Genomic DNA, 19,260 nt, shown 5'->3' with positions numbered 1-19,260 from the left:
AGGAGACACTCACCATGCGCGAAGCCGTCATCGTTTCCACCGCACGCACCCCGCTCACCAAGGCGCACCGCGGCGAGTTCAATGCCACACCCGGACCCACGCTCGCCGCCTTTGCGGTGCGCGCGGCGGTCGACCGGGCGGGCATCGACCCGGCGCTGATCGAGGACGCGATCCTCGGCTGCGGCTACCCCGAAGGCACCACCGGCCGCAACGTGGCGCGCCAGGCGCTCGTGCGCGCCGGGCTGCCGATCAGCATCGCCGGCACCACGGTCAACCGCTTCTGCGCCTCGGGGCTGCAGGCCATCGCAATGGCGGCGGGCCGCATCGTGGTCGAGGGCGCGCCGGCGATGATCGCGGGCGGCGTGGAGAGCATCTCGCAAATCCGCACCCGCAGCGCGACCGACAGCGGCGATTCCGGCATGGACCCCTGGATCGTCGAGCACAAGCCGGCTCTCTACCTCTCGATGATCGAGACCGCCGACATCGTGGCCAAGCGCTACGGCATCAGCCGCGAGGCGCAGGACCGCTTCTCGGCCGAGAGCCAGCGCAAGACGGAAGAGGCGCAACTCGCGGGCCGCTACAAGGACGAGATCGTGGCCTGCACCACGACCATGGCGGTGACGGACAAGGAAACCAGGCTGGTCAGCTACAAGGAGGTGACTGCCGACGCCGACACCTGCAACCGCCGGGGCACCACCTACGAGGCGCTGGCCAGGCTGGAGCCGGTGATGGGCGCCGGCAAGTTCGTCACCGCAGGCAATGCCTCGCAGCTCTCCGATGGCGCTTCGGCCTGCGTGCTGATGGAAGCCAGGGAGGCCGAGCGTGCCAACCTGAAGCCGCTGGGCGCCTTCCGCGGCTTGGCGCTGGCCGGCTGCGAGCCTGACGAGATGGGCATCGGCCCGGTGTTCGCGGTGCCGAAACTGCTGGCGCGCAACGGCCTCAAGGTCGACGATATCGACCTGTGGGAACTCAACGAGGCCTTTGCCTCGCAGTCCCTCTACTGCCAGGAGAAGCTCGGCATTCCGGCCGATCGGCTCAATGTCGACGGCGGCGCGATCTCGATCGGCCACCCCTTCGGCATGACGGGCGCGCGGCTCGCGGGCCACGTGCTGATCGAGGGACGGCGCCGCGGCGCGAAGTACGCGGTGGTCACGATGTGCATCGCCGGCGGCATGGGCGCTGCCGGCTTGTTCGAAATCTTCTGAGGAGCTCGGCAATGGACCTCAACTTCACGCCTGAAGAACAAGCCTTCCGCAAGGAGGTGCGCAGCTTCCTCGCGGAAAAGCTGCCCAAGCGCCTCTCCGACAAGGTCGCTTGCGGCAAACACCTGAGCAAGGCCGACATGGAGGAGTGGCACGCCATCCTCAACGCGCGCGGCTGGCTCGCGAATCACTGGCCCGAACAATACGGCGGCCCGGGCTGGACCGCGGTCGAGAAGTTCATCTTCGAGAACGAATGCGCGCTGGCCCATGCGCCGCGCATCGTGCCCTTCGGCGTCAACATGCTGGGGCCGGTGCTGATCAAGTACGGCAACGAGGAACAGAAGCGCCATTGGCTGCCGCGCATCCTCGACGGCTCGGACTGGTGGTGCCAGGGCTACTCCGAACCCGGCGCGGGCTCGGACCTGGCCTCGGTCAAGACCTCGGCCGTCAAAGGCGTCGATGCGCAGGGCCCGCACTACATCGTGAACGGCCAGAAGACCTGGACCACGCTGGGCCAGCACGCCAACATGATCTTCTGCCTGGTGCGCACCAACCGCGAGGCGAAGAAGCAGGAGGGCATCAGCTTCCTGCTGATCGACATGAAGTCGCCGGGGGTCGAGGTGCGGCCGATCATCACGCTGGACGGCGACCACGAGGTCAACGAAGTGTTCTTCTCCGACGTGCGCGTGCCGGCCGAGAACCTGGTGGGCGAGGAGGACAAGGGCTGGACCTGTGCCAAGTACCTGCTGACCTACGAGCGCACCAACATCGCGGGCGTGGGCTTCTCGGTGGCGGCCATGGAGCAGCTCAAGACCATCGCGGACAGGCAGACGAAGAACGGCAAGCCGCTGTCGGAAGACCCGGCTTTCGCGGCGCGCATGGCGCGCGTCGAGATCGACCTGGAGAACATGAAGACCACCAACCTGCGCGTGATCGCGGCGGTGGCGGGCGGCGGCGTGCCGGGGGCCGAGAGCTCGATGCTCAAGATTCGCGGGACGGAGATCCGCCAGGAGATCTCGTCGCTGATCCGGCGCGCGATGGGGCCGTATGCGCGGCCTTACGTCGAAGCGGCGCTCGAAGAAGGCTTCACCGGCACGCCCTTTGGCCCGGCCGAGGCGGCGCCTGCCGCGGCCAAGTACTTCAACAACCGCAAGCTGTCGATCTTCGGCGGCTCCAACGAGATCCAGAAAAACATCATCTCCAAGATGATCCTGGGACTGTGAACAAGCTCGCCCCCCAGGTTGGCCCACTTCGTGTAGCCGCCCACCCCCGACCGGGGGCAACACCAGCGGCCCGGCAAAGCCGGTTCCGCGGTGGAGATGTTGCTCACCCCCAGGTTGGCTCACTTCGTGTAGCCGTCCACCCCCGACCGGGGGCAACACCAGCGGCCCGGCAAAGCCGGTTCCGCGGTGTTTCTGGAATTGCCCTTTTTTTGGCCGCTCCTGTCCACGCGGCGCGCGTTGCACAAGACGCATAAGGAGAGTTGGAATGAATTTCGAACACACCGAAGACCGGCGCATGCTCGCCGACAGCCTGAACCGCTTCATCGCCGAGCAGTACGCCTTCGAGACGCGTGACCGCATCGCGAAGTCGGATCAGGGCTTCAGCACGAAGATCTGGGAGCAGTTCGCCGAGCTGGGCGTGATCGGCGCGCTCTTCCGCGAAGAGGATGGTGGCTTCGGCGGTGGCGGCTTCGATGTCGCCGTGGTCTTCGAGGCGCTGGGCCGCGGCCTGGTGGTCGAGCCGGTGCTGGGCGCGGTGATGGCCGGCGAGGCGATTGCCGCGGCGGGCAACGAAGCGCAGAAGGAACACCTGGCCGCCATCATCGCGGGCAGCACCATCGCGGCGCTGGCGCACGACGAGCCGGGCGCGCACTACGAACCCGCGCAGGTGCAGACGCGCGCCGAACGCAGCGGCGATGGATGGCTGCTCAACGGCGCCAAGGCCGTGGTGCCCCACGGCGAGCAGGCGGATGTCTTCGTGGTCTCCGCACGCACCTCCGGAGCGAACGACGACCAAGCCGGCATCTCGCTCTTCCTCGTGCCGGCAAAGGCGCAGGGCTTGCACGTGCGCGGCTGCCCCGCCATCGACGGCGGCCGCGTGGCCGAGCTCGCGTTCGACGGGCTGAAGCTGGAAAGCGGCGCGCTGCTGGGCAGCGAAGGCCAGGGCTACCCGACGCTGGAGCGCGCCATCGGCCGCGGCCTGCTCGCCTTGTGCGCCGAAAGCCTGGGCGCGATGGAAGCGGCCAAGGCGGCCACGCTCGAGTACCTGCGCACGCGCAAGCAGTTCGGCCAATTGATCGGCAGCTTCCAGGCGCTGCAGCACCGCATGGCCGACCTGCTGCTCGAAGTGGAGCAGGCGCGCTCGGCCGTGATCAATGCAGCGGCGGCGATCGACGGCGACGACCGCGTGGCGCGCGAGCGCGCGCTCTCCGCCGCCAAGGCGAGCATCGGGCGCATCGGCACACTGGTGGCCGAGGAAAGCATCCAGATGCACGGCGGCATCGGCATGACGTGGGAGCTGCCGCTGGCCCACTATGCGAAGCGGCTGGTGATGATCGACCACCAGCTCGGCGACGAGGACCATCATCTGCAGCGCTTTGCCACGCTCGGGCGGCAAGCCCTCCCCGCGGCGCACTGACGCATCCACAATGGGCCATGCGTGCCGCGGCGATTCGGCAGCCCGGCGCGCATCGGCCCACGCCAGAACGAGGAGACCCGTCATGAGCACGAGCGAGACACGCGCCACGGGCGCGCCCTTCAGCGCGACCTTCCCCATCCGCAGCATCGACGACGTGCGCCGGCTCGAGCAAACCCCGCTGTCCGAGGCGCTGACGGTGCGCAGCACCTACGAGATCTTTCGCAACGCCGCCGCGGCTTTCGGCGACAACACGGCGCTGACCTTCCTGCGCAGCGGCGACCCGGCCGACGAGCCGATTCGCTGGTCGTATGCCCAACTGCTCGCAGGCATCCACCAGACCGCGAACCTGCTGCACACGCTGGGCGTGGGGCCGGAGGATGCAGTGGCGATCCTGCTGCCGGGCTGCCTCGAGTACCACCTGGCGCTGTGGGGCGGCGCGGCGGCGGGCATTGCGCAGCCGCTCAATCCGCTGCTCACCGACGAAAAGCTGGTCTCGCTGATGAAGGCCGGCCGCGCCAAGGTGCTGATCGCCTGGGGCGCGGACGACGACGGCGGCATGTGGTCGAAAGCGATGCGCCTCCGCAGCCAGGTGCCGACGCTCACCACCGTGCTGCGCGTGGCGCCGCACGATGAGCCGCCGGGTGCCGCGGGCGCGCTGCCCGAGGGCGTGCTCGACTTCGCTGCGCGACGCGCGATGGAGCCCGACGACCACCTCGCAAGCGGCCGCGACATCGCGCCGGCCGACATCGCCGCCTACTTCCACACCGGCGGCACCACGGGTGCGCCCAAGCTGGCGCGCCACAGCCACGGTGCGCAAGTGTTCACGGCCTTCGCCAGCATCAAGATGACGAGCCAGGGGCCGCACGACATTTCCATCAACGGCTACCCGCTGTTCCATGTGGCGGGCGTGCTGCCGGCGTCGCTGGCCTCGCTCTCGGCCGGGGTGGAGGTGATCATTCCCACCACCACCCTGCTGCGCAACCGGCAGGTGATGGCGAACTACTGGAAGCTGGTGGAGAAGCACCGCCCGACTTCGCTGTCGGCCGTGCCCACCGTGCTCGCGGCGCTGGCCAATGTGCCGCTGGACGGCGCCGACATCTCCTCCATCCGCTACTGCCGCACGGGCGCCGCAGTGCTGCCGCCCGAGCTGGCGGCACGCTTCGAGCGCCTGTTCGGCCTGCACGTGCACGAGAGCCTGGGCATGACCGAGATGGCGGGCATTTCCACCATCACGCCGCCGGGCGTGATCGGGCCGCCGGGCTGCGTGGGCTTGCGCCTGCCGTGGACGCAGATCCGCATCGTGGCGCTGGATGCGCACGGCAATGCCAGCGACCAGGAGCTTCCGCCGGGCGAGCAGGGCATGGTGCTCTTCAAGTCGCCCAACCTGTTCTCCGGCTTCGTCGATCCGGCCGACAACGCGAAGACCTTCACCGCCGACGGCTGGCTGGCGAGCGGCGACCTCGGCTGGATCGACCAGGAGGAGCGCCTCCATCTCAGCGGCCGCTCCAAGGACCTGATCATCCGCAGCGGCCACAACATCGACCCCAAGACCATCGAGGACGCGCTGGGCGCGCATCCCGCGGTGCAGCTGTGCGCCGCGGTCGGCGCGCCCGATGCCTATGCGGGCGAGCTGCCGGTGGCCTTCGCCACGCTGGTCCCGGGCAAGACGGCGAGCGAGGCCGAGCTGCTGGCCTTCACCGCCGCGCGCGTGGACGAGGCGCCGGCCAAGCCGAAATCGGTGGTGGTGATCGAGCAGATGCCCATGACCAATGTCGGCAAGATCTTCAAGCCCGACCTGCGCGCCCTTGCCGCGCGCCGCGTGGCGGAGGCGCTGGTGGAGGAGGCCTGGGCCGACCTCGACCTCCCCGGCACCGCGCGCCCGGCGGTGCGGGCCGAGGGCGAGAAGGCGCTGATGGTGACCATCGACGCCGCCACGACCGGCCCGGCGACGCAGGCGCTGCAGGGCCGGCTGCAGGACACGCTCGGGCGCCTGCCGCTCAAGGTTCAGGTGCTGGTGAAGTAAGGGGCGCTTCTCGGCGCCGGGCGCGTCGGCCGACTGGATCGACCCCGGCCCTAAGGAAAGCCCCGATGGGGCAAACGGTTATGGATCGTTACGATCCTGGGTGGCCGAATCCTGGCCGCTGCCTCCGTTCCCCCTGATGTCCTCCCCTCCCGAGTCCGGCCCCACGCTGGACGCCGCCAGTCCCCTGCCCCCCGAGATCGAAGCCGCCGACGAGCCCACCCGCGTGCCGCTGGCCATCGAGGACTGGGCCACGGTGATCATCATGGGCCTGCTGGCCTGCATCACCTTCGCCAACGTGCTGGTGCGCTACTTCACCGATTCCTCCTTCGCCTGGACCGAGGAGTTCTCGGTGTTCCTCATGATCCTGCTGGCCATGGTCGCGGGCTCGGCCGCGGTGGCGCGCGACCGGCACATCCGCATCGAGTACTTCGCGGACAGCGGCTCCATCGGCCGGCGCAAGCGGCTCGCGCAGTTCGGCGCGCTGATGGTGGCTGCGCTCTTCTTCCTGATCGCGGCGCTGAGCGTGCGCGTGGTGTGGGACGACTATCGCTTCGAGGAGACCTCGCCCGGCATCGGCGTGCCGCAGTGGTGGTACTCGGTCTGGCTGCCGATCGTCTGCTTCGCGATCGGGTTGCGCGCGGTGGGCCTGTTCATTCGGCGCAGCCGCGAGCGGCGCGTCGAGGACGCGCGCGAATGATCCCCGCACTGCTCTTCGCCGCCTTCATCCTGATGATGCTGGTGGGCGTGCCGATCGGCGCGGCGCTGGGACTCGCGGGTGCCGTCGCCATCGGGCTGGCGAATGCCGATGCCCAGTGGTTCGGGCTGCTCGCGGTGCCGCAGAACTTCTATGCAGGGCTGGGCAAGTACCCGCTGCTCGCGATCCCGATGTTCGTGCTGGTGGGTTCGATCTTCGACCGCTCGGGCGTGGCGCTGCGCCTGGTCAATTTCGCGATCGCCATCGTCGGGCGCGGGCCCGGCATGCTGCCCCTGGTGGCGATCGTCGTCGCGATGTTCCTGGGCGGCATCTCGGGCTCGGGCCCTGCCAATGCAGCGGCGGTCGGCGCGGTGATGATCGGGGCGATGTCGCGCGCGGGCTATCCGGCCGCCTACTCGGCGAGCGTGGTCGGCGCCGCCGCCGCGACCGACATCCTGATTCCTCCCTCGGTGGCCTTCATCGTCTACTCGGTGCTGGTGCCGGGCGCCTCGGTGCCTGCGCTGTTCGCGGCCGGCATGGTGCCCGGTGTGCTGGCGGGCCTGGCGTTGATCGTGCCTGCCGTGTGGATGGCGCGCCGCCATCGCATGGGCGCGCTCGAGGCCACGCTGCCGCGGCCGCCCTTCTGGCAGAGCCTGCGCGATGCGATCTGGGGCCTGGCGGCGCCGGTGCTCATCCTCGGCGGCATGCGCGCGGGCTGGTTCACGCCGACCGAGGCGGCGGTGGTGGCGGTGTTCTACGGTCTCTTCGTCGGCATGGCGGTGCACCGCACGATCCGGGTCAAGGACCTGTTCGTGATCCTGCGCGAGTCGGGCGAGCTGTCGGCGGTGATCCTGCTGGTGGTCTCGCTGGCGGGGATCTTCGCCTACTCGCTGTCGACGCTGGGCGTGATCGATCCGGTGACGCGCGCGATCGTGAACTCCGGGCTGGGCGAATACGGCGTGCTGTCGCTGCTGATCCTGCTGCTCATCACGGTCGGCATGTTCCTCGATGGCGTTTCGATCTTCCTGATCTTCGTGCCGCTGCTGTGGCCGATCGTGCAGCACTACAAATGGGACCCGGTGTGGTTCGGCGTGATCCTCACGCTGAAGGTGGCACTGGGCCAGTTCACGCCGCCGCTGGCGGTCAACCTGATGGTGTCGTGCCGCATCGCCAAAGTGCGCATGGAAGAGACCGTGCGCTGGGTGGGCTGGATGCTGTTCGCGATGTTCCTGGTGATGGTGGCGGTGATCGTGTGGCCGCAGCTGGCGCTGTGGCTGCCGCATGCGCTGGGTTACTAGGGAAGTTGATTCTTATTGTTCACATGAAGGAGACGCACATGAAATTCCGTCGTTCACTGATCGGCCTGCTGGCGGTGGCTGCCACGCTGGGCAGCTTCTCGGTCTCCGCGCCGGCGCAAGGCTACAAGGCCGAATACAAGATGTCGCTCGTGCTGGGCCCGCCCACGCCCTGGGGCCAGGCCGGCAAGATCTGGGCCGACCTGGTGAAGGAGCGCACGCAGGGCCGCATCAACATCAAGCTCTACCCTGGCGTCTCGCTGATCCAGGGCGACCAGACGCGCGAGTTCAGCGCGTTGCGCCAAGGCGTGATCGACATGGCGGTGGGCTCGACCATCAACTGGTCGCCTCAGGTGAAGCAGCTCAACCTGTTCTCGCTGCCTTTCCTGATGCCCGACTACGCGGCCGTCGATGCGCTGACGCAGGGCGAGGTCGGCAAGGAGATCTTCAAGACGCTGGACAAGTCGGGCGTGGTGCCTTTGGCGTGGGGCGAGAACGGCTACCGCGAGATCACCAACTCCAAGCGTGCCATCAAGTCGCCTGAAGACCTGAAGGGCATGAAGATCCGTGTGGTCGGCTCGCCCATCTTTTCCGACATGTTCAGCGCGCTGGGCGCCAATCCGACGCAGATGAGCTGGGCCGATGCGCAGCCCGCCCTGGCGAGCGGCGCGGTGGACGGGCAGGAGAACCCGCTGTTCCTCTTCACCGTGCTCAAGATGCACACGGTCGGGCAGAAGTACGTCACGACCTGGGGCTACATGGCGGATCCGCTGGTGTTCGTGGTCAACAAGGACACCTGGGCCTCGTGGACGCCGGCCGACCAGGCCATCGTGCGCCAGGCGGCCATCGATGCCGGCAAGCAGGAGATCGAGATCGCGCGCAAGGGCCTGGTGGAAGCCGACAAGCCGGTCCTGAAGGAGATCGCGGGAATGGGCGTGACGGTGACGCAGCTCACCCCGGAAGAGCGCGAAGCCTTCGTGAAGGCGACGCGTCCTGTGTATGCCAAGTGGAAGCCGCAGATTGGCGCGGACCTGGTGACGAAGGCTGAGCAGGCGATTGCTGCTCGTAAAAAGTAGCGCGCGTTCGGCCCGTGGACGCGGCGGAAAGAGCGTTCTACGGCCAGGTGTGCGAAGGCGTGGATAAGCTCGGGGTGAGGCTCCAGACGTTCGAGGTCTGAGGTCCGAGGTGCACGCAACGCCCGAACACTCCCAAGCCCGGTATGCGGTGCGGGTTGGGCGACCCCTCTGCGGCGCCGAGGAGCGCAGCCTTTCGCGGATCAGGGCTCGCGACTGTTTGAGCCGCAGGCGAGTTTGAGCGAGACCCCGCGAAAGGCGAGCACCGCAGGGAAGCCCCGAAGGGGCCGCCGCAGTGGGGTCGACCGGCCCGTATCGCGTGCCGGGCGCCCTTCCATGGGGCAAGCCCCGAACCAAAGCGCGAACAAAAAAGGCCCCACATTGGAGGCCTTTTTTAACTGAGACGGCAATTCCGTTCAGTGCTGCAGGATCTTGTTGAGAAAGTCCCGCGTCCGTGCCTGCCGGTTCTCGGGATGCGCGAAGAACTCGTCCTTCGAGCAGTCTTCGAGAATCCGCCCACCCACGTCGATGAAGATGACACGACTCGCCACCTTGCGCGCGAAGCCCATCTCGTGCGTCACCACCATCATGGTCATGCCTTCCTTGGCAAGCGCCACCATCACGTCCAGCACCTCGCCGACCATCTCGGGGTCGAGCGCCGAGGTCGGCTCGTCGAACAGCATCACCATCGGGTCCATGCTCAGTGCGCGCGCGATCGCCACGCGCTGCTGCTGGCCACCGGAGAGCTGACCGGGGTACTTGTCCTTGTGCGCCATCAGGCCCACGCGGTCGAGCATCTTCAGGCCGCGGGTCTTGGCCTCGTCCTGCGAGCGCCCCAGCACCTTGATCTGCGCGATCGTGAGGTTCTCCGTCACCGACAGGTGCGGGAACAGCTCGAAATGCTGGAACACCATGCCCACCTTGGAGCGCAGCTTCGGCAGGTTGGTCTTGGGGTCGTGCAGCGGAATGCCATTGACCGTGATCTCGCCCTTCTGGAAGGGCTCGAGCGCGTTCACCGTCTTGATCAGCGTCGACTTGCCCGAACCCGACGGGCCGCACACCACCACCACGTCGCCCTTGGCGATGCTGACGGAGCAGTCGTTGAGCACCTGGACCGGCCCATACCACTTCGAGACGTTCTTGATTTCGATCATTTTGTCGGCCATGACTTTGCCTTTCGATGTTCAGCGGATGATGGCGATCTTCTTGTGAAGACGCTTGACCAGGAATGACAGCGCATAGCAGATGACGAAGTACACCACCGCCGCCAGCAGGTAGGACTCGATCGGCCGGCCGAAATTCTTGCCCGCCGTCTCGAAGCCCTTCAACAGGTCGTAGGCGCCGATGGCGTACACCAGCGACGTGTCCTGGAACAGGATGATGGTCTGCGTCAACAGCACCGGCAGCATGTTGCGGAAGGCCTGCGGCAGGATCACCAGCGTCATGTTCTGCTTGTAGGTCATGCCCACCGCCTGCGCGGCATGGACCTGGCCGCGCGGGATCGACTGGATGCCCGCGCGCATGATCTCGCTGAAGTAGGCGGCTTCGAACGCGACAAAGGTGACGATGGCCGAGATCTCGGCGCCGATCGGCCGGCCGATGATGAACGGCACCAGCAGGAAGAACCACAGGATCACCATCACCAGCGGAATGCTGCGCATGCCGTTGACGTAGATCGCGGCCGGCGCGTCCAGCCACTTCTTGCCCGACAGCCGCATCAAGGCCAGCAGCGTGCCGAAGAGAATGCCGCCGAGCGTCGAAACGACGGTGAGGAAGACGCTGAAGTACAGGCCCTTCAGCAGGAAGCCGCTGACGACGTTCCAGTTGTAGAAGGAGAAATCGAGGTTGGCCAGCATGTCAGTGCCCTCCCCCGCCCGCTTGGGCAATGAAGCCGGGTACGCGCGTGCGCTTTTCGATCGACGCCATGATCCGGTTGATCGCAAATGCCGAGATGACGTACAGCACCGTGACCGCCAGGTACATCTCCATGGGACGGGCAGTCTCTTCGCCGGCCTGCATGGCGAACTGCGTCATTTCGGCGATCGACACGGCGAAGGCCACCGACGAGTTCTTGAAGATGTTCATCGACTCGCTGGTCAGCGGCGGAATGATGATGCGGTAGGCCATCGGCAGCAGCACGTAGCGGTAGTACTGCGGCGTCGTGAAGCCCACCGCCATGCCAGCGTAACGCTGCCCGCGCGGCAGCGCCTGGATGCCGGAGCGCAGCTGCTCCGCGATGCGCGAGGAGGTGAAGAAGCCCAGCGCCAGCACCACCAGTAGCAAGGGAGGCACGTCGCGCATGACCGGGAACAGCGCCGGCACCACGTGGTACCAGAGGAAGATCTGCACGAGCAGCGGAATATTGCGGAACAGCTCGACCCATGCATTGCCCAGCCGCACCAGGAACGGGCTGTTGGGCAGTGTGCGGATCACGCCGACGATGGAGCCGAGAACCAGTGCCACGACCAGGGCCGACAGGGCCACGGACACCGTCCAGCCCCATGCGGAGAGCAGCCATTGCCAATACGTCGGGTCCTTGCCGCCCGGGTCCTGCAGGAAGACCTGCCAATCCCAACTTCCCATCGGGACCTCCTCGTCGTTGTTGCTTGAAGAAGAAGAAAAGAAAACCTGAAAACAAACGCCCGCCGAAGAGGGCGGGCGCTTCGATTCAACCCATGCGCATCATTTCTTGACGTAGTCTTCCATCGGCTTGCTGTTGGGCGCGGCCCACGCGGCCTTGGTGGCTTCGGACAGGGGCAGGCCCACCTTGGTGTTGGTCGGCGGGATCGGCTGCATGAACCACTTGTCGTACAGCTTGGCCAGCGAGCCGTCCTTCATCTGCGCCTCGATGCTCTTGTTGACGGCTTCGAGGAAAGCCTTGTCGCCCTTGCGCACCATGCAGGCGATCGGCTCGACCGACAGCGGGTCGCCGACGATCTTGAAGCCGGCCGGGTTCTTGGATTTCGAGATGTTGCCGGCGAGGATCTGACCGTCCATCACGAAGGCGTCGGCACGGCCGGACTCGAGCAGCAGGAAGCTGTCGGCGTGGTCCTTGCCCATGACTTCCTTGAAGTCGATGCCCTGCGCGCGCTCGTTCTTGCGCAGCGTCTGCACGGAGGTCGTGCCAGTGGTCGTGGCCACGCTCTTGCCGTTGAGGTCGGCGACCTTGGTGATGCCGGAGTCGGCCTTGACGGCGATGCGCACTTCCTCGACGAAAGTGGTGACGGCAAAGTCCACGTCCTTCTGGCGGGTGGCGTTGTTGGTGGTCGAGCCGCACTCCAGGTCGACGGTGCCGTTCTGCACCAGAGGAATGCGGTTCTGCGAGGTGACCAGCTGCTCCTTGACCTCCAGCTTGGGCAGGCCCAGTTGCTTCTGGATGTCGCTCAGGATCTTGCGGGACATCTCGGTGTGGAAGCCGACGTACTTGCCGTCGCCGATGGTGTAGGCCAGTGCACCGGAAGAATCGCGCACCCCCATCGTGACAACGCCGCTGGCCTTGATCTTGGCCAACGTGTCATTGGCCTGCGCCAGTGCGCCGCCGGCGGCGAGCGCCATCACGGCCAGTGCCAATACTTGCTTCTTCATGTGGAAAACTCCTGTGACTGAGAGGATACAAATTCTAGACATCCGCATTCTGCGCCACACCCGGGCCAACCCGGTGCGCAGCGCACCGTCCGCAATCGCGCGAAGTGTGCCGCAGTTCCGAGTCGGTGCGGTGTGTTGCAGAGCGCTTCATGCAACCACACCAAGCAGCCTTTGTGCCCGCAAGAAAGCACTCGCGCGGCGCGCGTCTTCCAGGCCTCGGGTGATGAAAGGTCGGGGCAGACTTTAGGGGGGCGGCAGTGCGGAAGGCAAATGCCCATTGCAGCAGTCCGCATGCCGGCGCGTCATAGTTTGTGCACTGCACAACATGAGCGGGGGCGCGCCTCCTCAGGTGGGCGGCTGGGTACCGACCAGGTACGCCCACAACGCGTCGACCGTGCTTTTGTCTGCGCGCGCGCCGATGCCTTCTCCCTTGCCGGCGCGTGTACCGGGTTTGGCGGGGACGATGGCGCCCGGACGCTCGCGGTAGGCGCGGATCTCCATCGTGGCCTCGAGCTTCTCGATCTCGGGCGGCAGCGCGCTGACCAGCGTGCGGGCCCGCGCCTCCTTGCGCACTGCGCTCTGCGGCAGGAAGGCGATGCCGTGGCCTTCGAGCGCCATCACCTTGAGGCCTTCGGCCATGTCGGTCTCATAGACCCGGTCGAGGTGGATTGGCGTGTGCGATTCCTTCAGCAATTGATCGACCACGCGGCCCAGGTAGGCGCCGGGCGCATAGCCCAGGTACGGCAGCGGCTGGCCCGCACGGCCCGGAAGCCGGTAGCGCGGCGCGCCCTCCGCATCGGGCTTGACCCAGGGCGCGACCACCTCCTCGCCGAGGCTCACCATCTCGTAGCGGGTCGCATCCAGCGGCAGCGGCTGCGAGGGATGGTGATAGGCGATCAACAGGTCGCAGCTGCCTTCGACGAGGCGCAGCACGGCATCGTGCACGTTAAGCGCGATGAGCCGGCTCTTCAGCGGGCCGAACTGCTCGCGCAGGCTGGTGACCCAGGCGGGGAAGAAGGTGAAGGCCAGGGTGTGCGGCACCGCAACTTCGATCACGTCCTGCGCCGCCGCCGAATGGCCGCGCAGCATGGCGCGCGTGCTTTGCAGGGCCTGCAGCATCTCGATGGCCTGTCCGTAGAGCGTCTGGCCGGCCGGCGTGAGCCGCGTCGGATAGGAGCTGCGGTCGACCAGGTCGGTGCCCGCCCAGCCCTCGAGGGCCTGGATGCGGCGCGAGAAGGCCGGCTGGGTCACATGGCGCAACTGGGCCGAACGGCTGAAGCTGCGTGTCTCTGCAAGGCTGACGAAGTCTTCAAGCCACTTGGTTTCCATGAACGGCGATTATGTCCGGGCAGTCCCTCGTGCCTGGAACGAGGCGCCGCTGCACACTACACTCCAAGTATTAAACAAGCGATTAATTTATGGATTCCCCGAGCCAGTCGCCTCATGTCGCGAGCGCCGCAACGGCCGCGCACAAGCGCCGCAGCAAGCAGAAGGGCCCGGGCCGCCCCGGCGGCGCGAGCGTGGTGCGCGAGGAGATCCTCGACGCGGCAGAAGGCCAGTTCGCCAATCTCGGCTACGCAGGCACCACGTTGCGCGAAGTCGCCAACCAGGCCAAGGTCACGCAGGCCCTGATCAGCTACTACTTCGGCTCCAAGTACGGCCTGTACGAGGCAGTGTTCCTGCGCCGCGGCCAGGTCATCTCGCAGCAGCGCATGGACAACCTGGATGCCCTGGGCAAGGGCGGCAAGCCGCGCGTGCGCGACATCGTGCGCGCCTTCCTGCTGCCCACGTTGCAGCTGCGCGCCACGCCGCAGGGGCGCTCCTTCCTGCGGCTGCAGGCACGGCTGCACACCGAGCCGCCGGAGATCTCGTACAAGCTGCGCACCGATGCCTACGGCGGCTCGACGCGGCGCTATGTGGAGGTGCTGCGGGAGGCCCTCCCCAAGCTCGGAGAGCTCGACGCGTACTGGCGCGTGACGCTGATGATCGGCACGTACCTCTACGCCTTCTCCGACACCCACCGCATGGAGGAGATGACGCCCAAGGGCCTGTACGACCCGGACGATACGGACGCCCTCATCGAGCAGGTCACGCGCTTCGTGGTCGGCGGCTTCGAGGCGCGCTGAGCGCCTTCAGGCCGCAGCAGGCAGGCGCTCGCGCAGCTCGGCCGACGTCATCACGTCGGCGTACTTCTGTTGCATGTCGAACAGGCTGGCCTCGTGCGGCGCGATGGCGCGGTCGCCCACGCAATCGGCCAGCACCAGCGGTCGAAAGCCCCAGCACATGGCATCGACCACGCTGGCGCGCACGCAGCCGCTGGTCACGCAGCCCGCGACCAGCAGCGTGCGCACGCCCCGCTGCACGAGCCAGGGCGCGAGCGTGGTGCCGAAGAAGGCGGACGGAACGTTCTTGCGCACCACCAGCTCGCCCGCCTGCGGCGCGAGCGCGTCGACGATCGCGCTGGCAGGCGAGGCTTCCTTCAGCGTCAGCATGCCGGGCACCTTGTCGCTGAAGACGTTGGCGTCGCCGTCGTCGTCGGCATAGACGATGCGGCTGTGCGCCACCGGCCAGCCGCGCTCGCGCACGAGCGCCAGCAGCGGCACCGTGCTCGCGATCGCCTGCGGGATGTTGCCGCCGCCGAACACGGCAGGGTCGGCGAAGCCGTTGACGAAGTCGACGATCAGAAGCCCGAGCGGCGGCTGCACGCCCAGGCCGGCGCCGAAGCCCTGGCGGCGGTAGACCTCGGTCTCTTCAGGCATGGGCCGCCTCTTTGCGCGGCGGCTGCGCCGTCATGAGTTCCTCGACCACCTGGCCGTCGCGCACCACCTGCAGCTCGTCGACGAAGACGTTGCAGCGGCGCATCGGAATGTCGATGTGGCAGGCCGTGGTCCGGCTGCCGCCTGCCTCGTTGTTGGGGCCGAGCGAGAACAGGAAGTTGCCGCTGACCGCGCGTGCATCCATGCCCAGCGTGGCTTCGCGGTCGTAGAGGCCGAGCGTCGACCAGTAGGCGCGCTTCTGCAGGCCCCAGCCAATGTGCGAGATGGCGTAGGCCTCGGGGTCGCCGAAGGACTCGATGTACTCGCGCAGCATCTCGGCCTCGACCGCGCCATCGATGCGCGTGACGAAGCCGTCCTTCACCGTCAGCTCGATCGGCTCGCCCACATAGGACTTCATCGGCAGCAGCACGTCGCCCTTGGCCAGCACGATGCGGCCCTGCGCGCCGCCCTCGTTCGGCCAGGTGAACGCGAAGCCGCTGGGCCAATGGTCCCAGCGGCCGGGCTGGTCGACGAAGCCGTACTCGGCGGTGATCGGGTATTCGCCCAGCGGCAAGTGCAGGTCGGTGCCGGCGGCCGAGCTCACGCGCATGGTGCGGCGGCCCTTCAGCAGCGCGACGCCCGCCTGCACGCGCTCGAAGTCCTCCAGCGTGGGCACCATGCGCAGCAGCACCTCGGGCGGCTCGACGGCCAGCAGGATCTTCGTGCCGCCTTGCAGGATCTCGTGCTGCTCGGGCGAGAACAGCAGGGTCATGAGGTCGAGCACGAGGTCGCTGGCCTTGAGCGCCGCGATGGCAGCGCGATTGCCGGTGAGCGGCGTGGTGCCGAGGTAGGCCAGCGGATCGCGGCTCAGGGACTTCTCGGCATTGACGGGGGGCAAGTCCAGCCGGCTGACGCAGGCACCCATCATCGTCGCGGCGGTGATGGCGCAGCGCAGCGTCTGCGGGTGCGTGTGCTCGCTGGTGAGGACGGTGACGGCGTCGCCGGCCTTCAGTTTCGAAAGGGTGAGGACCTGCGTCCAGGCGCGGATCAGGTCGGTGTCGCGGACAGCCATGAAGTTCTCCTTTCTTCTCAATCGAGCGGATGGCCCAGGAAGTCGCCGAAGGCCCGATAGAAATTCGCCTCGTGGTCCCAGGGAATCATGTGGCCGGCGTCGGGCACGCGCACTTCGGCCAGCTGGGGAGCGAGGCGGCGCATCTCCTCGACGTCGCCGGGCCGCACCACGTCGCCGCGCTCGGCGGTGATCAGCAGGAGGGGCACCGCGATGCGCGGCAGGTCGGCATGGATGTCGTCGGTCTGGAACGCCTCGAAGCTGGTCACGATGGCGCGCTCGTCGCAGGTGTGCAGCCATTGCGCGCGCAGGCGCAGCTGCTCCTCGGTCCAGGTGGGACAGAACTCGCGCATCTGGTCCAGCGTGATGCCGCGACGCGCGAGACGAATGGAGTCGACGTACCAGGGCAGCTTTGCCGGGTACGCACGCCGGCCGGGCCCGGAGACCGGCGGATCGACTGCGACCACGCGCGTGAGCCCTGCTGGCTGCCGCCCGGCGGCGCGGATCGCGATGCGTCCGCCCATCGAGTGCCCGACCAGCGCGAAGCGCGGCAGCGCCAGCGCCTCGGCCAGCGCGATCACGTCGGCGGCTTGCGCATCGAGGCTGTAGTCCAGCGTGTCCGAGGCCTCGCTGAGGCCGCGGCCGCGCACGTCGAGCACATAGGTGTCGAAGTGGCGGCCGAAGCGCTCGGCCACGAAACCCCAGGTCACGGCCGGGCTGGTGATGCCGGGGACCAGGATCACCGCATCGCGCGTTGCGCGCTCGCCGCCGGAGCCGCCGTAGCGCAGGTAGTGCTGGCGGATGCCATTGGCGTGCACATGCGCGCCATACAGGTAGTGGCTGCTGCTCATCGCTTCTCTCCCGGATAGGCCCCGGAGAGCAGCGCGCCCGCGCCGGGCACCACCGGCTCCAGGCCGAGCGCACCGAGCATCGCGTAGGTGGTCGCCACGGCCGCCGTGATCACCGGCTTGCCGGTGGCCGCCTCGACGCGCGCGATCGCGGGCAGCGAGGGCATCTGGACGCAGGCGGAGAGCACGATCGCATCCACGTCCGAGGTCTTCATGCCGGCGACGATGCCCGGCAGCCGCGCCGGGTCGTGGCGGCCGACCTCCAGGTTGTCGGGAATCTCGAGCGCGCGCCAGTCCGCCACCTCGAAGCCTTCATGCTCGATGTAGTCGATCACCAGCTTGGTCAGCGGCACCATGTACGGCGCGACCAGCGCGATGCGGCGCGCACCGATGACGCGCAGCGCATCCACCAGGGCCCCGGCGCTGGTGACCACCGGCGCCTCGCCCTGGTTGCTTGCCGTGGCCGAGCGCAGGCGCGTCTCGGACTGGCGGTGATAGCCGCGGCCCATTGCCATGATGGCAACCAGGCAGGCATAGCCGAGCACGTCCACGCGTGCATCGCTGAGCTCCAGCGCGCAGCGGTCGGATTCGGCGTCCATGGCCGCGAGCTCTTCCTTGTTGACCTGCTTCATGCGCATGCGCGCCGAATGGAAGGTGAAGCGCTCCGGCCGCACCTGCTCGCGCAGGCGCAGCATGGCGGGGATCTCGGTCTCCATCGTGGTGTTCGAACTCGGCACGATCTGGCCGATGCGATAGCTCTTCATGTTCATCCTCCGGTTCAGGCCACCGAGGCCAAGGTGTCGAAGCGTTCCTCGCAGCGGGTCGCGTCGTATTCGTAGACCCATTCGGCCTTGATGCCGACGGCGTTCGGATCCTTCGCCTGCTGCTGCTGGAAGGCCAGGTCGCGCTGGCGCTGCTCCTCGGGCGTGGACAGGTGATAGGTGCGGCCGCGCTCGCGCGCCTCGAGCTGAACGCGCGCCGTGCGCGGCAGACGCTCGGCCTCGTAGGCGCGCAGCGCAGCCGTGCAGTCGCCGGCGTGGTGCGCCAGCGCGGCGGCCAGCACGTAGGCGTCCTCGATCGCCATCGCCGCACCTTGCGACAGGAAGGGCAGCATCGGGTGCGCGGCGTCGCCCAGCAAGGTGGCCCGCCCCTGCGACCAGGAGGTCATCGGGTCGCGGTCGAACAGCCCCCACTTGAAGATCTGCGAAGTGTCGGTGCGCTCGAAGAGGCGAATGATGTTCGGGTGCCAGCCTGCATAGGCGCCCAGCAGTTCCTCGCGGGTGCTGGGCTCGGTCCACGACTCGGCCACCCATTGCGCGCTCTCGTTGACGGCCACGATGTTGACGGCCGCGCCGCCCTTCACGTAGTAGGTCACGATGTGCGCCTTCGGCCCCATCCAGAACGAGGCGTCCGGGCTCACGAACGGCAGCGGATGGTGCTCCACCGGCACCAGCGCGCGCCAGCACATGTGGCCGGTGAAACGCGCATCCGTCTTGCCCCACAGCGAATCGCGCACGGCGGAATGGATGCCGTCGGCGCCGACGATCAGGTCGGCCTCGAAGCGGGTGCCGTCCGAGAACAGCGCAACCGCCCGCTCGCCGTGCTGCTCGACGCCGGTGCACTGCACATTGAATCGCACGCGGTCCGCCGGGATGCCGTCGCAGAGGATGGCGTGCAGGTCGGCGCGGTGCACGTGATAGAAGCCGGCCCCGAAGATCCGCGGGCACACCTCGCGCAAGGGGGTCCGGAACAGCTCGCGCGCGTCGTTCCAGTTGCGCCCGACCATCGCCTCGGGCAGGAAGCCGATGCGCTCGAGCCCCTCGCCCACGCCCAGCCCCTTCAGCACCTTGGCGGCGTTGGGCGTCATCTGCACGCCGGCGCCGATCTCGCCGAAGGCGGAGGCGCGCTCGAAAACATGGGCGTCGATGCCGCGCAGCCGCAGCGCCCGTGCCAGCGCGACACCGCCGATGCCGCCGCCGACAATGCCTACGCGCATTGCTTTGCTCATACCAGATCTCCTGTTGGATTGCTTTTGAATGAATGAACGAATGAACGAATGAACGAATGAACGAATC

At 67.6% G+C, this 19,260-nt stretch carries 18 protein-coding genes; 8 read left to right on the top strand and 10 right to left on the bottom strand.

Features of this window, described 5'->3' with window-relative positions; all coding sequences use genetic code 11:
* Positions 1–14: 14 nt before the first annotated feature.
* From G3W89_RS04355 to G3W89_RS04325, 7 genes are all read left to right on the top strand, one after another.
* Entirely contained in the window at positions 15–1,205 is a 1,191-nt protein-coding gene (locus tag G3W89_RS04355; protein WP_162572944.1) for an acetyl-CoA C-acyltransferase, read from the top strand.
* Between the two features lie 11 nt (positions 1,206–1,216).
* Positions 1,217–2,425, top strand: a complete 1,209-nt coding sequence (locus G3W89_RS04350) for an acyl-CoA dehydrogenase family protein (RefSeq protein ID WP_162572943.1) — start codon at positions 1,217–1,219, stop codon at positions 2,423–2,425.
* Between the two features lie 265 nt (positions 2,426–2,690).
* Positions 2,691–3,842 (top strand): acyl-CoA dehydrogenase family protein, encoded by a 1,152-nt coding sequence (locus G3W89_RS04345; protein ID WP_162572942.1) that lies wholly within the window; start codon positions 2,691–2,693, stop codon positions 3,840–3,842.
* Between the two features lie 82 nt (positions 3,843–3,924).
* Positions 3,925–5,865 (top strand): acyl-CoA synthetase, encoded by a 1,941-nt coding sequence (locus G3W89_RS04340; protein WP_162572941.1) that lies wholly within the window; start codon positions 3,925–3,927, stop codon positions 5,863–5,865.
* Positions 5,866–6,001: 136 nt separating this feature from the next.
* Positions 6,002–6,562 (top strand): TRAP transporter small permease, encoded by a 561-nt coding sequence (locus G3W89_RS04335; RefSeq protein WP_162572940.1) that lies wholly within the window; start codon positions 6,002–6,004, stop codon positions 6,560–6,562.
* Entirely contained in the window at positions 6,559–7,857 is a 1,299-nt protein-coding gene (locus G3W89_RS04330; RefSeq protein WP_162572939.1) for a TRAP transporter large permease, read from the top strand. Before G3W89_RS04335 ends, G3W89_RS04330 begins: the two co-directional genes overlap by 4 nt.
* A gap of 38 nt (positions 7,858–7,895) precedes the next feature.
* Positions 7,896–8,930, top strand: a complete 1,035-nt coding sequence (locus G3W89_RS04325; protein WP_162572938.1) for a DctP family TRAP transporter solute-binding subunit — start codon at positions 7,896–7,898, stop codon at positions 8,928–8,930.
* 413 nt (positions 8,931–9,343) lie between these two features.
* Here the strand turns inward: G3W89_RS04325 and G3W89_RS04320 are convergent, their stop codons facing one another.
* The 5 genes from G3W89_RS04320 to G3W89_RS04300 all read right to left on the bottom strand — a co-directional run bounded on the left by G3W89_RS04320 (position 9,344) and on the right by G3W89_RS04300 (position 13,841).
* A complete protein-coding gene (locus G3W89_RS04320; protein WP_162577317.1) occupies positions 9,344–10,081 on the bottom strand; it encodes an amino acid ABC transporter ATP-binding protein in 738 nt (245 codons plus the stop codon).
* 30 nt (positions 10,082–10,111) lie between these two features.
* Positions 10,112–10,783, bottom strand: a complete 672-nt coding sequence (locus G3W89_RS04315) for an amino acid ABC transporter permease (protein WP_162572937.1) — start codon at positions 10,781–10,783, stop codon at positions 10,112–10,114.
* A 1-nt stretch (position 10,784) separates the two neighbouring features.
* On the bottom strand, positions 10,785–11,510 hold the full coding sequence (locus G3W89_RS04310) for an amino acid ABC transporter permease (RefSeq protein ID WP_162572936.1): 726 nt from the start codon (positions 11,508–11,510) through the stop codon (positions 10,785–10,787).
* A 99-nt stretch (positions 11,511–11,609) separates the two neighbouring features.
* Positions 11,610–12,512, bottom strand: coding sequence for an amino acid ABC transporter substrate-binding protein (locus G3W89_RS04305; protein ID WP_162572935.1), 903 nt, complete (start codon positions 12,510–12,512; stop codon positions 11,610–11,612).
* Positions 12,513–12,857: 345 nt separating this feature from the next.
* On the bottom strand, positions 12,858–13,841 hold the full coding sequence (locus G3W89_RS04300) for a LysR substrate-binding domain-containing protein (protein ID WP_162572934.1): 984 nt from the start codon (positions 13,839–13,841) through the stop codon (positions 12,858–12,860).
* 89 nt (positions 13,842–13,930) lie between these two features.
* Between G3W89_RS04300 and G3W89_RS04295 the strand changes: the two genes are divergently transcribed.
* The gene (locus G3W89_RS04295) at positions 13,931–14,638 is read left to right on the top strand and encodes a TetR/AcrR family transcriptional regulator (RefSeq protein WP_162572933.1); all 708 of its coding nucleotides are present in this window, start codon (positions 13,931–13,933) and stop codon (positions 14,636–14,638) included.
* A 6-nt stretch (positions 14,639–14,644) separates the two neighbouring features.
* On the opposite strand, the gene G3W89_RS04290 is transcribed toward G3W89_RS04295, so the two are convergent.
* From G3W89_RS04290 to G3W89_RS04270, 5 genes are read right to left on the bottom strand one after another with little or no spacing between them, the layout of a single operon-like run.
* On the bottom strand, positions 14,645–15,271 hold the full coding sequence (locus G3W89_RS04290) for an N-carbamoylsarcosine amidohydrolase (RefSeq protein WP_162572932.1): 627 nt from the start codon (positions 15,269–15,271) through the stop codon (positions 14,645–14,647).
* A complete protein-coding gene (locus G3W89_RS04285) occupies positions 15,264–16,340 on the bottom strand; it encodes a 2,5-dihydroxypyridine 5,6-dioxygenase (protein ID WP_162572931.1) in 1,077 nt (358 codons plus the stop codon). Before G3W89_RS04285 ends, G3W89_RS04290 begins: the two co-directional genes overlap by 8 nt.
* 17 nt (positions 16,341–16,357) lie before the next feature.
* The gene (locus G3W89_RS04280) at positions 16,358–17,188 is read right to left on the bottom strand and encodes an alpha/beta fold hydrolase (RefSeq protein ID WP_162572930.1); all 831 of its coding nucleotides are present in this window, start codon (positions 17,186–17,188) and stop codon (positions 16,358–16,360) included.
* Positions 17,185–17,949 (bottom strand): maleate cis-trans isomerase family protein, encoded by a 765-nt coding sequence (locus G3W89_RS04275; RefSeq protein ID WP_162572929.1) that lies wholly within the window; start codon positions 17,947–17,949, stop codon positions 17,185–17,187. Before G3W89_RS04275 ends, G3W89_RS04280 begins: the two co-directional genes overlap by 4 nt.
* 14 nt (positions 17,950–17,963) lie before the next feature.
* Positions 17,964–19,193, bottom strand: coding sequence for an FAD-dependent monooxygenase (locus G3W89_RS04270; protein WP_162572928.1), 1,230 nt, complete (start codon positions 19,191–19,193; stop codon positions 17,964–17,966).
* Between the last annotated feature and the right edge of the window lie 67 nt (positions 19,194–19,260).

The sequence above is a fragment of the Variovorax sp. PBL-H6 genome, from assembly GCF_901827155.1.
Taxonomy (GTDB): Bacteria; Pseudomonadota; Gammaproteobacteria; order Burkholderiales; family Burkholderiaceae_C; genus Variovorax.
This window is presented reverse-complemented; position numbering and strand designations above follow the sequence as displayed.